The sequence below is a fragment of the Pseudomonas sp. genome (assembly GCF_033723075.1).
GTDB lineage: Bacteria > Pseudomonadota > Gammaproteobacteria > Pseudomonadales > Pseudomonadaceae > Aquipseudomonas.
Genome location: NZ_JAWVXU010000005.1, coordinates 229,891 through 244,808, shown reverse-complemented (window position 1 = coordinate 244,808; position 14,918 = coordinate 229,891). Strand labels below are relative to the sequence as shown.

Annotated in this window: 12 protein-coding genes; 3 read left to right on the top strand and 9 right to left on the bottom strand. The window is 59.9% G+C overall.

The features are described from left to right. The first annotated feature begins 5 nt into the window (after positions 1 to 5). Positions 6 to 479 carry an SOS-induced cell division inhibitor SulA gene (sulA, locus tag R3355_RS08545; protein ID WP_318949021.1) on the top strand — a complete coding sequence of 158 codons (474 nt, stop codon included), beginning with the start codon at positions 6 to 8 and terminating at the stop codon, positions 477 to 479. A gap of 125 nt (positions 480 to 604) precedes the next feature. On the opposite strand, the gene R3355_RS08540 is transcribed toward sulA, so the two are convergent. The 7 genes from R3355_RS08540 to R3355_RS08510 all read right to left on the bottom strand — a co-directional run bounded on the left by R3355_RS08540 (position 605) and on the right by R3355_RS08510 (position 9,417). Beyond that, complete coding sequence (locus tag R3355_RS08540) at positions 605 to 838, bottom strand: hypothetical protein (RefSeq protein ID WP_318949020.1); 234 nt, start codon at positions 836 to 838, stop codon at positions 605 to 607. A 145-nt stretch (positions 839 to 983) separates the two neighbouring features. Then, a complete protein-coding gene (locus tag R3355_RS08535; protein WP_318960840.1) occupies positions 984 to 1,502 on the bottom strand; it encodes a DUF6586 family protein in 519 nt (172 codons plus the stop codon). Between the two features lie 74 nt (positions 1,503 to 1,576). Continuing rightward, positions 1,577 to 4,186, bottom strand: a complete 2,610-nt coding sequence (gene topA / locus R3355_RS08530; RefSeq protein ID WP_318960839.1) for a type I DNA topoisomerase — start codon at positions 4,184 to 4,186, stop codon at positions 1,577 to 1,579. 115 nt (positions 4,187 to 4,301) lie between these two features. After that, positions 4,302 to 4,538 (bottom strand): DUF1653 domain-containing protein, encoded by a 237-nt coding sequence (locus R3355_RS08525; RefSeq protein ID WP_318960838.1) that lies wholly within the window; start codon positions 4,536 to 4,538, stop codon positions 4,302 to 4,304. Positions 4,539 to 4,703: 165 nt separating this feature from the next. After that, positions 4,704 to 5,879 carry an acetyl-CoA C-acyltransferase FadA gene (gene fadA / locus R3355_RS08520; RefSeq protein WP_318960837.1) on the bottom strand — a complete coding sequence of 392 codons (1,176 nt, stop codon included), beginning with the start codon at positions 5,877 to 5,879 and terminating at the stop codon, positions 4,704 to 4,706. 29 nt (positions 5,880 to 5,908) lie between these two features. Continuing rightward, positions 5,909 to 8,056, bottom strand: coding sequence for a fatty acid oxidation complex subunit alpha FadB (fadB, locus tag R3355_RS08515; protein WP_318960836.1), 2,148 nt, complete (start codon positions 8,054 to 8,056; stop codon positions 5,909 to 5,911). Positions 8,057 to 8,979: 923 nt separating this feature from the next. Further along, entirely contained in the window at positions 8,980 to 9,417 is a 438-nt protein-coding gene (locus R3355_RS08510) for a hypothetical protein (RefSeq protein ID WP_318960884.1), read from the bottom strand. 86 nt (positions 9,418 to 9,503) lie between these two features. On the opposite strand from R3355_RS08510, the gene R3355_RS08505 reads away from it, so the two are divergent. Beyond that, complete coding sequence (locus tag R3355_RS08505) at positions 9,504 to 9,944, top strand: universal stress protein (RefSeq protein WP_318960835.1); 441 nt, start codon at positions 9,504 to 9,506, stop codon at positions 9,942 to 9,944. A gap of 44 nt (positions 9,945 to 9,988) precedes the next feature. Here the strand turns inward: R3355_RS08505 and R3355_RS08500 are convergent, their stop codons facing one another. Further along, positions 9,989 to 10,675 (bottom strand): DUF6901 family protein, encoded by a 687-nt coding sequence (locus tag R3355_RS08500; protein WP_318949013.1) that lies wholly within the window; start codon positions 10,673 to 10,675, stop codon positions 9,989 to 9,991. Between the two features lie 64 nt (positions 10,676 to 10,739). Beyond that, on the bottom strand, positions 10,740 to 12,662 hold the full coding sequence (locus R3355_RS08495; RefSeq protein WP_318960834.1) for an ATP-binding cassette domain-containing protein: 1,923 nt from the start codon (positions 12,660 to 12,662) through the stop codon (positions 10,740 to 10,742). 317 nt (positions 12,663 to 12,979) lie between these two features. Between R3355_RS08495 and R3355_RS08490 the strand changes: the two genes are divergently transcribed. Next, positions 12,980 to 14,908, top strand: coding sequence for a transglycosylase SLT domain-containing protein (locus R3355_RS08490; RefSeq protein ID WP_318960833.1), 1,929 nt, complete (start codon positions 12,980 to 12,982; stop codon positions 14,906 to 14,908). Positions 14,909 to 14,918 lie beyond the last annotated feature (10 nt).

Sequence of the window (14,918 nt, the reverse complement as noted above, 5' to 3'; positions counted from 1 at the left end):
GTTCTATGCAGTTCCCGCAGCCACTAAACCGTATACAGTTGCCCCTGTTCGAGGGGCTAATGGCGTCGGCAGTAACGCCACGACTGAATCAGGTGATGGAGTCACCCTGGCAGGAGAACCCTGAAGCCTTCAGTGAAATCTCACTGCGTGGAGCTGCCGGCCATTGCCTGAATCTGCTTGCCCCGATGCTCCGCGAGCTGAGTCAAAACAACGATGCGCGCTGGCTGAGCCTGATCGCCCCACCCAGCAGCCTGACGCAAACCTGGCTACGGGAAGCCGGCCTCAACCGAGAGCGCATTCTACTGCTCCATCCGCGAGGCAAACAAAGCGCCTTGCAGCTGGCTCAGGAGGCACTGAAGCTGGGTCGTAGCCATACCGTTATCAGCTGGCTTCACCCTCTTGAGCAGCATGCTCGGGAGCAACTGGAGCAGGCCGCACGACAGGGCAAGGCGCAGAGCCTCAACATCAGTCTGGGGTAAACTTCGCGAGCAATGGCACAAGGACTGCGCATGAGACGACGCTATCATCCGGGCACATGAGCCAGCCAAAACACATAGCTCCGGCTACCGGCAGCAATATCAGCGTCGAGACACCCCATCCGCAATCAATGCAGCACGCGCGGGCCTTGAGCGTGGTCAAAATCACCCTCAGCCAATTTTCCGGCCATTTGCACGCCGACACTGAGCATAGCCTTGGCTACCTCGATATGCTGACCCTGCAGGAAATCCTTGGCATCAGCGGAAAAGTCCAGCACCACCAAGGTTTCTTCGTCCTCTGCACGCCGCAGTGCAATGCGCCCATCGGGCAACTCGACGATCTCAAGGTAGGATGTAGGCATAAGGCTGGCTCTCCACGAAAGGCAGGCATTGTAACAGTCGACCAGAGCTCACCCTAGCCCGCTTATCCAAACTCAGAGGCTTGGAAAATATCGAGGGCCGTCGGGCGAGCGCAGCAGGCAAGCGATTTCCCTCAGCCTCTCAAGCTCACCACTCGCTCAAGGACTCGCGAAAGCGCTTGGCCAAGCCCTTCAGCTCCTGCCGCCAGACCTCCAGGACTTCACGCGCCAGGGGCGGATTCTCTTGATCCAGGCTGATCGCCTCGATCAAGGGTGTGCGCGGGTCGACCTTGACCTTTTTCGCCGCCTGCGGTGGCTGAAACAGCTCGCCATAAGCCTTCAGAAGCTGGGCCAGCCAGGTTTCCGACTGCTGTGACAACTCAATAAGCTCGGCCAATTCAGGACTGGGCGCAGCCTCCAACAGCGCCTCGTCAAGCAACTGCTCGGCACGCACTGCATTGCTTTGCGGCAAGCGGTAGTAGCCAGCGATCTCATGACACAACCCAAGCAGTGCTCCATAGAGATGGAATAGTGTCGCCTCACGCTCGGCCTGAATCAGGGCCAGGGCATTGACCGCCCGCCCCTCTTGCGCGGCGCGCCAGGACTCCAGCGACAGACCGGCATAGAAGAGTTTCTGGTTGGTGCGGGTGTACAGTTCATGGGCCATCAGGCACCCTCCACTACAGACCGATCAGGCCACTATACGCGCGCCTGCTGCCTGCAGACGCGCGCCTTGTCCGATCAACGCTTGTCTTCGACCTTCCACTTGCCACCGTCATAGAATGCGCGCCAGCCGGTGGGTTTGCCCTCGACCTCGGTCTGCACGTATTGCTCTTTGGTCTTGCGACTGAAGCGAATAACCGCCGCACGACCTTCCGGGTCCTTCTTCGGCGCATCGCAGAGGAAGTGATACTTCGGGTCGATCTCGTCCTTGTGCGGAATCAGCTCCAATACCAGCGGCGCACGGGTCTCGCGGTTTTTCGGAAACTGACTGGCAGCCAGGAACAGACCCGATGCACCGTCGCGCAGGATATAGGTGTCGTTGACCTTCTCGCACTTGAGCTCCGGCATTTTTACCGGATCCATCTTCGGTGGAGCAGCCTCACCGCTTTTCAGCAGCTTGCGGGTGTTTTTGCACTCAGTATTGGTGCAACCGAAAAACTTGCCGAAACGCCCGGTCTTCAGCTGCATCTGGCTGCCACACTTATCGCACTCCAGGCTCGGGCCTTCATAACCCTTGATCCGGAATTGACCCTGTTCGATCTCGTAACCCGTGCAATCCGGGTTATTGCCGCAGATATGCAGCTTACGCGTCTCGTCGAGCAGGTAGGCATCCATGGCGGTGCCGCACTTCTCGCAGCGATGCTTGCCCAGCAGCACCAGCGATTCCGACTCGCCCTCATCATCCGCGGCGATTTCATCGCCAGGCACCAAGTTGATGGTCGATTTGCAGCGCTCCTTAGGCGGCAGCGCATAGCCGGAACAACCGAGGAACACCCCGGTGGAGGCGGTACGAATCATCATCGGCCGGCCGCACTCGCGGCACGGGACATCGGTCGGCGTCGGCAAATTGGCACGCATGCCACTGTCGCTGGCCTCGGCCACTTCGAGCTTCTTCTTGAAGTCGCCGTAGAACTCATCGAGCACATGCTTCCACTCGCGCTCGCCCTGAGCCACATCGTCCAGGTGCTCTTCCATACCAGCGGTAAAGCCGTAGTCCATCAGATTAGAGAAGCTTTCGCTCAGGCGTCCGGTAACGATATCGCCCATTTTTTCCGAGTAGAAACGCCGGTTGTGCAGTGCGACATAGCCACGATCCTGGATGGTCGAGATGATCGCCGCGTAGGTCGACGGACGACCGATACCGCGCTTCTCCATCTCCTTGACCAGGCTCGCTTCCGAATAGCGGGCCGGCGGCTTGGTAAAGTGCTGGCTCGGATCGAGCTTGATCAGCTTGAGTGCATCGCCCTGGGCCATGTCCGGCAACACATCGTCATCGCCCGGCTTGCTCATTTGCGGCAATACCCGGGTGTAACCGTCGAACTTGAGAATCCGGCCCTTGGCGCGCAACTCGAACTGCGCGGCGGTGACGGTCACGGTGGTCGACAGGTACTCGGCAGGCGGCATCTGGCACGCCACGAACTGGCGCCAGATCAGCTCATACAAGCGTTCGGCGTCACGTTCCATGCCGGTTAGCTGGGTCGGTTTGAGGTTGACCTCAGACGGACGAATCGCCTCGTGCGCCTCCTGGGCCCCTTCCTTGCTGCTGTAGGCCATCGGGTTGGCCGGCAGGTACTTCTTGCCGAACTCGCCTTCGATAAAATCGCGCACCATGCTCACGGCATCGGCCGACAGGTTGGTCGAGTCGGTACGCATATAGGTGATGTAACCGGCTTCATACAGACGCTGGGCCATCATCATGGTCTTCTTCACCCCGAAGCCCAGGCGGTTGCTCGCCGCCTGCTGCAGGGTGGAAGTAATGAACGGTGCCGACGGCTTGCTGCTGGTCGGTTTGTCTTCACGCTTGGCAATGCTGTAGCTGGATGCCTCGAGCGTTGCCAGGGCAGCCATCGCCTGGGCTTCGTTCAGCGGCTTGAAGGCCGCAGCGTTTTCGCGAGCCACCTCGAAGCGCACATTGGCGCCCTTGGCCGTGCCCAGGTCGGCGTGCACCTGCCAATATTCTTCAGGAACGAAGGCGCGAATTTCTTTCTCGCGCTCGACCACCAACTTCACCGCCACCGACTGCACCCGGCCAGCCGACAGACCACGAGCGATCTTGGCCCACAACAGTGGCGAAACCATGTAGCCCACTACACGGTCAAGGAAGCGGCGTGCTTGCTGGGCATTGACCCGATTGATGTCCAACTCGCCCGGTTTGGAAAAGGCCTCTTGAATGGCCTTCTTGGTGATCTCGTTAAATACCACGCGCTTGTAGCGGCTGTCGTCGCCACCAATGGATTCGCGCAGGTGCCAGGCAATGGCTTCTCCCTCGCGATCCAAGTCGGTTGCGAGATAGATGGTGTCGGCATCCTTGGCCAACCGCCGCAGTTCTTCAACGACCTTTTCCTTACCCGGGAGGATTTCGTACTTGGCCTTCCAGCCATGTTCGGGATCGACCCCCATGCGCGCCACCAGTTGGCGCTTGGCCTTTTCCTTGGGCGACAACGCCGGCACTTCACCCGCCGCGGCCTTGCCACGTTTGACGGGCTCTTTGGCAGCACTTGCCGAACCGCTGGTAGGCAGGTCACGGATGTGGCCGATGCTCGACTTCACCACGTACTCGTTGCCCAAGTACTTGTTGATGGTCTTGGCCTTGGCCGGGGATTCCACGATGACCAGCGATTTGCCCATGGATTGGAAAATTCCTGAAATTCGATAAATGAAAGGCGGGTGGCGCCTGACGCGGCACCGCTATATATAGTGGCGGTTAAGCTGAGGTCAAGCGCAGCAATAGCGCGACCTGCGTTCAGGGCCGATTGAAAACACTCGTTTCGGCCTGAATCAAAGCAAAGCGGGGAACCATCTCGCCGTCCACTTCGACGTTTTCGCAAAACATCTCCAGCGGGCGCACCCACAGGCCGTAATCGCCGTATAGCGCCTGATAGACCACTACTTGCTGCTCATCCTCGGAATGCCGAGCTATGCCAAATACGCGGTATTCGGGCCCCTTGTAGTGACGATAAAGGCCGGGCTGTAATTGCATCGCTAAATCCCTTGAATTTTTTTCCCGCCGACAAAAAATTTCCGGGAGAAGTTTTCCACGTCGCGTGGCGACGGCCCGAAGCGTGGTCGCCATGGATGGTAGGCCAAAAACAAAACCGGGGCACTAGGCCCCGGTTTTGTGTCTGTAAGCGCCTTCTCTGATCGACTAAAGGCGTTCGAAGACAGTGGTAATGCCCTGACCCAGGCCGATGCACATGGTCGACACACCAAAAGTGCCGCCATTCTGCTTCATCACGTTCAACAGGGTACCGGAGATACGCGCACCGGAACAACCGAACGGGTGGCCCAGGGCGATCGCGCCGCCATGCAGGTTGACCTTCTCTTCCATCTTGTCGAGCACTTTCAGATCCTTCAGCACCGGCAGAGCCTGGGCAGCGAAGGCTTCGTTGAGCTCGAAGAAGTCGATGTCATTGATGGTCAGGCCAGCACGCTTGAGGGCCTTTTGGGTGGCCGGCACCGGACCGTAACCCATGATCGCCGGATCGACACCAGCGACCGCCATGGCACGTACCACGGCCATCGGCTGAATGCCGAGGTCCTTGGCGCGCTGGGCGGACATGACGATCATGCAGGAAGCGCCATCGGTGATCTGCGAGGACGTACCCGCAGTCACGGTGCCGCCTTTCGGATTGAAAGCCGGCTTGAGCGCCGCCAGGCTTTCCAGGGTGGTCTCCGGACGAATGGTTTCGTCGTAGTCGAAGACTTTCAGGAAGCCGTTCTCGTCGTAGCCTTGCATCGGGATGATTTCATCCTTGAACTTGCCTTCGACGGTGGCCTTTTGCGCCAGACGGTGCGAACGCTCACCGAAGGCGTCCTGCTGCTCGCGGCTGATGCCGTGCATCTTGCCGAGCATTTCCGCAGTCAGGCCCATCATGCCCGACGCCTTGGCAGCGTACAGCGACAGGTGCGGATTCGGATCGACGCCGTGCATCATGCCGACGTGGCCCATGTGCTCCACCCCGCCGATGACGAACACGTCGCCATTGCCGGTCTGGATCGCCTGCACGGCAGTGTGCAGGGCGCTCATGGAGGAACCACACAGGCGGCTGACCGTCTGCGCCGCACTGGTGTGCGGGATCTGGGTCATCAGCGACGCCATGCGCGCGACGTTCCAGCCCTGTTCCAGGGTCTGATTGACGCAACCCCAGATCACGTCTTCCACTTCGGCCGGATCGACCTGGGTGTTGCGCGTCAGCAGGCCGCTGATCAAATTGGCCGACAGGGTCTCGGCACGGGTATTACGATGCATGCCACCCTTGGAACGACCCATCGGGGTGCGACCGAAGTCGACGATCACTGCATCTCTAGGATTCAGGCTCATAAATTCACTCTCGCTCTAGTCTGTGCGCATTAACCGAAGAACTTCTGGCCGCTGGCGGCCATTTCGCGAAGTTTTGCGGTCGGCTGATACAGCGCACCCAGGTCGGCGTACTTGTCGGCCAGGGCCACGAATTCGGCGACACCGATGCTATCGATGTAACGCAGCGCACCACCGCGGAACGGCGGGAAGCCAATGCCGTAGATCAGGCCCATATCGGCCTCGGCGGCAGTCTCGACGATGCCGTCTTCCAGGCAACGAACGGTTTCCAGGCACAGCGGGATCATCATGAAGTTGACGATGTCTTCATCAGTCACTTCACGCTGCTCGGTCACGATCGACTTGAGCAACTCATAAGCCACAGGGTCGATGACCTTCTTCGGCTTGCCGCGCTTGTCCATTTCGTAGGAGTAGAAGCCTTTGCCGTTCTTCTGACCCAGGCGATCCGCTTCGTACATCACATCCACGGCGGTGCGGCCTTCGACCGCCATGCGATCCGGGAAGCCTTCGGCCATGACGTCACGGCCATGGTGACCGGTGTCGATACCGACCACGTCGGACAGGTACGCCGGGCCCATGGGCCAGCCGAACTTCTCCATGACCTTGTCGATGCGCACGAAGTCGACGCCGAAACCGAGCAGCTTGGAGAAACCGCCGAAATACGGGAACAGCACGCGATTGACCAGGAAGCCCGGGCAGTCGTTGACCACAACAGGGGTCTTGCCCATCTTCTTGGCGTAAGCAACGGTGGTGGCGATAGCGACCTCACCGGACTTCTCGCCACGGATTACTTCGACCAGCGGCATCATGTGCACCGGGTTGAAGAAGTGCATGCCGCAGAAGTTTTCCGGACGCTTGAGCGCCTTGGCCAGCAGGCTGATGGAGATGGTCGAGGTGTTGGACGTCAGGATCGCGTCGTCCTTGACCAGTCCTTCCACTTCGGCCAGCACGGCTTGCTTGACCTTGGGGTTCTCGACCACGGCCTCGACAACGATGTCGACGTTGCCAAAATCACCGTAGGACAGGGTCGGACGGATGGCGTTGAGCGCTTCAGCCATCTTCGCCGGGGTCAGGCGACCTTTGGCGACACGGTTGCCGAGCAGCTTGGAGGCTTCGGCCAGGCCCATCTGGATACCGTCTTCACGGATATCCTTCATCAGGATCGGCGTACCCTTGACCGCCGACTGGTAGGCGATACCGCCGCCCATGATGCCGGCGCCGAGAACGGCAGCCAGTTTCACGTCTTTGGCGATTTCGTCATGGTGCTTGGACTTCTTCTTCAGTTCCTGATCATTCAGGAACAGACCGATCAGACTAGCGGCAACCGGAGTCTTGGCCAGCTTGACGAAGCCGGCGGCCTCCACTTCCAGCGCCTTGTCGCGACCGAAGTTAGCGGCTTTCTGGATGGTCTTGATCGCTTCGACCGGGGCCGGGTAGTTCGGGCCGGCCTGGCCTGCCACGAAACCCTTGGCGGTTTCGAAGCACATCATCTGCTCGATGGCGTTGAGCTTGAGCTTTTCCAGCTTGGGCTGACGCTTGGCCTTGTAGTCCAGTTCGCCGGAGATGGCGCGCTTGATAAGATCCAGCGCAGCGGCCTGCAACTTGTCGGCAGTCACTACCGCATCGACGGCACCCACTTTCAGGGCATCGTCCGCACGATTTTCCTTGCCAGATGCAATCCACTCGACCGCATTGTCGGTACCAATCACGCGCGGCAGACGCACGGTGCCACCGAAGCCCGGGTAGATGCCCAGCTTGACTTCCGGTAGACCCACTTTGGCGCCGTCAGCCATGACCCGGTAATCCGCCGCCAGGCACATCTCAAAACCACCGCCCAGGGCAATGCCGTTGATAGCGACCACGGTCGGCACATTGAGGTCTTCAAAATCACTGAAGATCTTGTTGGCTTCGAGGTTGCCAGCCACCAACTCGGCATCCGGCAACTTGAAGCTTTCGACGAACTCGGTGATGTCGGCGCCGACGATAAATACGTCTTTGCCACTGGTGACAATCACACCCTTGACCGAAGCATCGGCCTTGATTGCATCAACCGACTGACGCAGTTCGTTGAGGGTTTGACGATTGAATTTGTTGACGGACTCACCCTTGAGGTCGAATTTCAATTCGACGATGCCGCTCTCAAGAGCCTTAACCGTGATGGCTTTACCTTCGTAAATCATCAACTGATCTCCACGGTATGGAAGCTGAACAGTACACATCGGAGCCAACCAGCTAGCTACCCTGCGGCGCAGCCGCTTGAGAGTAGCCCCTATGAGCCTGGCACACCCGCCGACGCGATAATCGGACTGGATTGGCGCTGCTTTTTTAGGCAAACACTCAATTCATACGCCCGTTTGATTTGGGTGTGACCACCTTCAAGGAAAAGCCGCAAATTGTCAATTGGTCGCTTTCAGCTTGATCCGTCGGCGACGGCCAGAGTGGGGGCATTTACGCAAGGGAGTGCGACATCTTGACGCGATCAGGCAACCATCAGCGCCGATAACACAATTAATCTCAGCCTCACGATTGGCAGCTGTGCATACTTGGCAAATCGCTTTTAGCGGGCAAATACGTCTTGATACGACCGATCAGGGCGCACGCCCCACCAGGCATTGAGCGAAGCCAGCCAGCATATGAGACGTTCACCGACAGGCCTGGGACGACCTGAAAGCATTGCGCTTTCAGCTTGAACGACCCTTGGAACGCTTTCAAACAAAGCGGCCCAAACACCCTGCCCCATGCTGACAACCCAGTATTCACTATGCCGGTAGCGGACCTGGTAGTCGCAACAGGCAATCAATGACACTGCGTCAGGCGTGATATGGCAAAATCAAAAAACAGAGCAGCGCCAGCAGCAAGTAGCGCTATATTTCTATCGCATTACGCCGACCACAGCGGGCCATTGCTGGTAAACAAGTATTCCGACAGCACCACTAAAGGCCTGGAAAACGCGTTCACCCACATTCCGGCCGCTCAACTCTGAACCAGAGCCCACCTCGACGTATGAATCATTCGACTTTCCGGCCTGCCTGGCCACATTTATAGCCCGATGCTTGCATCGGGTTTTCTTTCTTCATTGACTGCCGGCCTGATGATCTGCCGCTCACGCGCGCGCCAGCAAGAAACTGGCAATTCTCTGCAGCGCGTTCAACCCCTCCCGCTCCCCCCAATACAGCACAATCATCTGCGTCGTCGCCTCGACCTTGTATACATCGACCGGCAGGCTGGCCAATTGCTCGGCCAATGGCGCATCCACACAAGGCTCTCGCCATCGGTTCAGCCACTGGCCAGGCGCGGCCTGCCAGTAACACCAGCAATCCTCATGCCCACGGCGCCGTACCCGATGATATTGCGGACACTGGCCCGGCGGCTCGATGGCCAGCCAGTGCGGCCATTGCTCGCGCGACAACTGCATTGCCAACCCCATGCGCCGGGCTTGCAAACGTACATCCATCCGCCCACGCTGTCGCCGCGATGGCATTAGCATGGCCAGTGGGCTGAGCACAAAAGCCAGAAGCAGCAATATGATCCATACAGGCATAAGTTCATCTCGCAGGCAAAAGCCTGTCACAAGCGTTCAATACAGCCATACTTACCACCATCGGTCACCCTTAGAAGGAGCCACCCATGCCCTACCAGCATATTCTGGTCGCTGTCGACCTAACCGAAGAATGCGATCCAGTCATGCAGCGCGCACAGAAGCTGGCCTCGAGCAGCCACGCCAAATTATCCGTGGTGCATGTAGTCGAACCCATGGCCATGGCATTTGGCGGGGATGTACCCATGGACCTGTCGATGCTGCAACAGCAGCAATTCGAACAGGCCCGCGAACGCCTGGACAGCTTTGCCGGAAAATACCCCGACCTGAGCGCAGACCAACGCCACCTGGCTTACGGCCAGCCACGTCAGGAAATCCACCGTTTAGCCGAGGAGCAAGGCTGTGACCTGATCATCGTCGGCAGCCATGGCCGCCACGGCCTGGCCTTGCTGCTCGGCTCCACCGCCAATGACGTCCTGCATGGCGCCCCCTGCGACGTGCTGGCCGTGCGCCTGAAGAAACCCGAGTAGCGCGCACCCGGCGAATGAGGCGCCCTGCCTCATTCGCCCCGGGGTCACTCGAAATTGTCGCCCGCGCTCATCACCAACGGACGAATCTTCTGCAGCTGGGTTTCCAGCGAGTAGGTCATGCTCGACGACATGGAGAAGAAGGTCAGAAAGGCCTTGAGGTTCGAGTCGCCCTCACAGGTGTCGTGAATCCGCTGCCAGAACGCCTGATTGACCAGCTGCAACTGCTGGAACATGCGCACCAGCCCCTTGAGCTCCCAATCGGCAAGACGCCCTTCACGGAAATTGAAGTACTGCCGCGCCAGGTACAACGACACTGCGCGCAGGATGAACTCCTGATTATTGGCGAACGGCAGGTGATTCTGCGCCATCGGCTTGAGCTTGCCCAACACCGGACAGGCGCTGGTCGCCATGATCACCCCGAGCAGCGCGCGCAGGCCCTCTTCAAGACCCACCTGCTTGGTGTATTCGCGCTCGGGAGTGCTCACCCAGACCACAGCCTTCTTGAAGGCCGGCAGTCCTTGAAAATCCTCGATCACCCGATGCAGATCGACCGCTGCCGGACAGTGACTGAAGTCGTTTCTGCTCAGCGGGCAATTGCTGCACTGCTGGTAGTCCAGGCGCGTCCAGCTGGGCGCCACCTGAGCCTGAATGGGGTCGTACACACGGTCCAGTTCGATCCTGTAACTGAACCCGTGATTATCGTCGAGACTAATCCGGTACTCGATGGCCATGCGTGTCTCCGCCAGACGTTTTGAGGTTCTGCTTGGGGATAATCGGCTACTGCAACAATCGGGTTCAGCCTTCCAGCTCGGCCCAACGCTCCAGTAGTTTATCCAGTTCCTGCTGCTGGCTTTGCAAACGAGCCAGCACCTCTGCACTTTTTTCCGCGGATTGCTGGTAAAACGTCGGGGCGCCAATCTGCGCCTCCAGTGCGGCGATCTGCACTTCCAGCGCGTCGATCTGTGCGGGAAGTGCCTCCAGCTCGCGCTGCACCTTGTAACTGAGTTTCTTCTTGGCGACCGGCGCATTGGCAACCGGCGCCGCCTCAGGTGCCGGTGCCGCCTCGACTACCGCGGAAGCCAGTTCGGCCTTGCCGGCCTTGGTTTCGCCAACCCCGAGCAACCGCGGCGAACCGCCCTGGCGCAGCCAGTCCTGATAACCGCCGACATATTCGCGCACCTTGCCCTCGCCTTCGAAGACCAGGGTGCTGGTCACCACGTTATCGAGGAAGGCCCGGTCGTGACTGACCATCAGCACGGTGCCCTTGAACGTCAGCAGCACCTCTTCGAGCAGCTCGAGGGTTTCCACGTCGAGGTCGTTGGTCGGCTCGTCGAGCACCAGCAGGTTGGCCGGCTTGCTGAACAGCTTGGCCAGCAACAGGCGCGCACGCTCGCCGCCCGACAGCGCCTTGACCGGAGTGCGGGCACGTTGCGGACTGAACAGGAAGTCACCCAGGTAACTCAGCACATGCCGGCTTTGCCCATCGATATCGATGAAGTCGCGGCCTTCGGCGACGTTGTCGATCACGGTTTTTTCCAGGTCGAGCTGATGGCGTAGCTGGTCGAAGTAGGCCACGTCGATGCGCGTGCCCTCCTTGACGCTGCCGCTGCTCGGCTGCAGGCCACCGAGCATCAGCTTCAGCAAGGTGGTCTTGCCGGTGCCGTTGGCGCCGAGCAGGCCGATACGATCCTCGCGCTGCAGGACCATGGAGAAATCCTTGATCAGAAACGGCCCACCCGGGTGGGCGAAACTGACGTTATCCAACACCATCACCTGCTTGCCGGATTTATCGGCGGTATCCAGCAGGATATTGGCTTTGCCGGTCCGTTCACGGCGCTCGCTGCGCTCGACCCGCAAGGCCTTCAACGCCCGCACGCGCCCCTCGTTACGGGTGCGCCGCGCCTTGATGCCCTGGCGAATCCATACTTCTTCCTGGGCCAGACGCTTGTCGAACAGGGCATTGGCCACTTCTTCCGCGGCCAGGGTGGCTTCTTTGTGCACCAGGAAGCTGGCGTAGTCGCCATCCCAGTCGATCAGGCCGCCGCGATCCAGTTCGAGAATGCGCGTGGCCAGGTTTTGCAGGAAGGCGCGGTCATGGGTAATGAACAGCACGGCGCCGTTGAAGCCCAACAGCGCCTCTTCCAGCCAGGCGATGGCACCGATGTCCAGGTGGTTGGTCGGCTCGTCGAGCAGCAGCAGATCCGGTTCGGAGACCAGCGCCTGGGCCAACAGCACCCGCCGCCGCCAGCCGCCGGACAATTCGGCCAGGGTCTTGTCTGCCGGCAACTGCAAGCGACTCAAGGTGCTATCGACCAGTTGCTGCAGACGCCAACCGTCACGGGCCTCGAGGTCATGCTGGACATGCATGAGCTTGTCCAGATCGGCATCGGTGACAATATTCTGGCTCAGGTGGTGATACTGGGCCAACAGCTCGCCGACCCCGTCCAGGCCCTGGGCAACCACATCGAAGACTGTCCGTCCGTCGGCTACCGGCAGCTCTTGCGGCAACTCGCCGATCTTCAACCCCGGCGCGCGCCAGACTGAGCCGTCATCGGGCTTCTGGTCGCCCTTGACCAGCTTCAACATGCTCGACTTGCCGGTGCCATTGCGGCCGATGATGCATGCCCGCTCGCCACGAGCAATCTGCCAAGACACCTTGTCCAGCAGCGGCATGGCGCCGTAGGCCAGGGAAACATCGGTGAACTTAAGCAGGGTCATGGCACGCCTCGATAATACAGCGACTGATAAACAAGCAGGTAACGGCTGCGAAAGCGCAAGCAATGAACGACCATCTGCGCACTGCAGCCCTACTCTGCGGGGAGTTATCACCGCAAAAAACTTGTTTGCCGACGCCCGCAGGCCCCGACAAAAACTGGGCGCGCATTCTAACCGAGATGAGCGCCGAGTTTGCGGGCAATTTTCATTGAGGCGCCAGTCGGCAGCCCGGCTTTCACCCGCCCCCGGCAAAAGGCTAAGCTAGATGTATCAAGCGTCGGTTTCGCCGGCGCTTACTTATTTGCCTATCCGGAAGTGTCATGCGCTGTCGCCTGTTTCGCCTGTTCTCCTGCTTGATCCTCTCTGCCGCGACGGCCGCAGCCGCTCAGGCTGCCAGCCTGACCCAACAGCGCCAGTACTATGACGAGGCCAAGGCCGCCCTGGCCAAGGGCGACAAAGGCCCTTATCAGCGCTATGCCAGTGCCCTGCGTGATTACCCGCTGGAACCTTACCTGGCCTACGAGGAACTGACCGCCCGGCTCAAATGGGCCAGCAATGACGAGATCGAAAAATTCCTCGCCGAACATGGCGACCTGCCGCAAGCCAGCTGGATGAAACTGCGCTGGCTGCGCTGGCTGGCCGAACGCGGCGAGTGGAAGACCTTCATCAACCACTACGATCCGGCACTGAATTTTACCGAACTGGACTGCTTCTACGGCCAATACCAACTGAGCCACGGCATGCTGGCTGAGGGTTCGGCCACCGCCGAGAAACTCTGGCTGGTCGGCAAGTCGCAACCCAATGCCTGCGATCGCCTGTTCGAGCAGTGGGCCGCCAAGGGACAACTCACCGAAGAAATGCGCTGGAAGCGCGCCAAACTGGCTACCGAAGCCCGCAACTACGGTCTGGCCAGCTACCTGATCAAGGGGCTGCCGACCCTGGGCAACCACGGCAAGCTGCTGCTGGAAGTGGCGCAGAAACCCCAAATCCTCAGCCAAACTGCGCGTTTCAGCCCCAACGATCCGGCCATGGCCGACGTCGTCGGCCTCGGCCTGCGCCGCCTGGCCCGGCAAGATCCGGAGAAAGCCCTGACGCTGCTGGATGGCTATGCCCAGCGCATGAAGTTTTCCAGCGACGAAAAAGTCGCCATCGCCCGTGAAATCGGCCTGACCCTGGCAAAACGTTTCGACGCACGCGCACTCAAGGTGATGGCGCAGTACGACCCGCAACTGCGCGACAACACCGTCAGCGAATGGCGTGCGCGCCTGCTGCTGCGCCTCGGCCGCTGGGACGACGCACACCAGTTGACCCGCCGAATGCCTGCAGAGTTGGGCCAGACCAACCGCTGGCGTTACTGGCAGGCGCGTAGCCTGCAGTTGGCCCAACCCAACAGCCAGGAACCGCAGGCGCTCTACCAGGGCCTGGCCAAGGAGCGCGACTTCTACGGCTTCATGGCCGCCGATCAGGTCAAGGCTCCTTACCAACTGAACAACAAGCCGTTGCAACTTTCGGCCAGGACCCTGCAGAAGGTGCGCAACGCCGCCGGCATTCGCCGCGCCATGGAATTCCACGAACGTGGCCAGATCGTCGATGGCCGCCGCGAGTGGTATCACGTCAGCCGCCTGTTCAGTCGTGACGAGCTGGTTGCCCAGGCTCGCCTGGCTTACGACATGGGGTGGTACTTCCCGGCGATTCGCACCATCAGCCAGGCGCAGTACTGGGACGATCTGGACGTGCGCTTCCCCATGGCCCACCGGGAACCGCTGACCATCGAGTCGAAGAAACGCGGCCTGCACTCCAGTTGGGTATTTGCCATTACCCGCCAGGAAAGCGCCTTCATGGCCGACGCCAAGTCCCCGGTCGGCGCCATGGGCCTGATGCAGTTGATGCCGGCGACCGCCAAGGAGACCGCACGCAAATTCGGCATCCCCTTGAGCAATCCGAACAATGCCCTGCTGCCGAAGGTGAACATTCAGCTCGGCGCCGCCTACCTGAGCCAGGTCTACGGTCAATTCAACGGCAACCGCGTGCTCGCCTCCGCCGCCTACAACGCCGGTCCGGGGCGCGTGCGCCAATGGCTGCGCGGCGCCGACCACCTGGCCTACGACGTCTGGATCGAGAACATCCCTTTCGACGAAACGCGCCAGTACGTACAGAACGTGCTGTCTTATTCGGTGATCTACGGACAAAAACTCAACGCCCCACAACCACTGATTGCCTGGCACGAGCGCTATTTCGACGATCAGTAGGTGTTAGCGG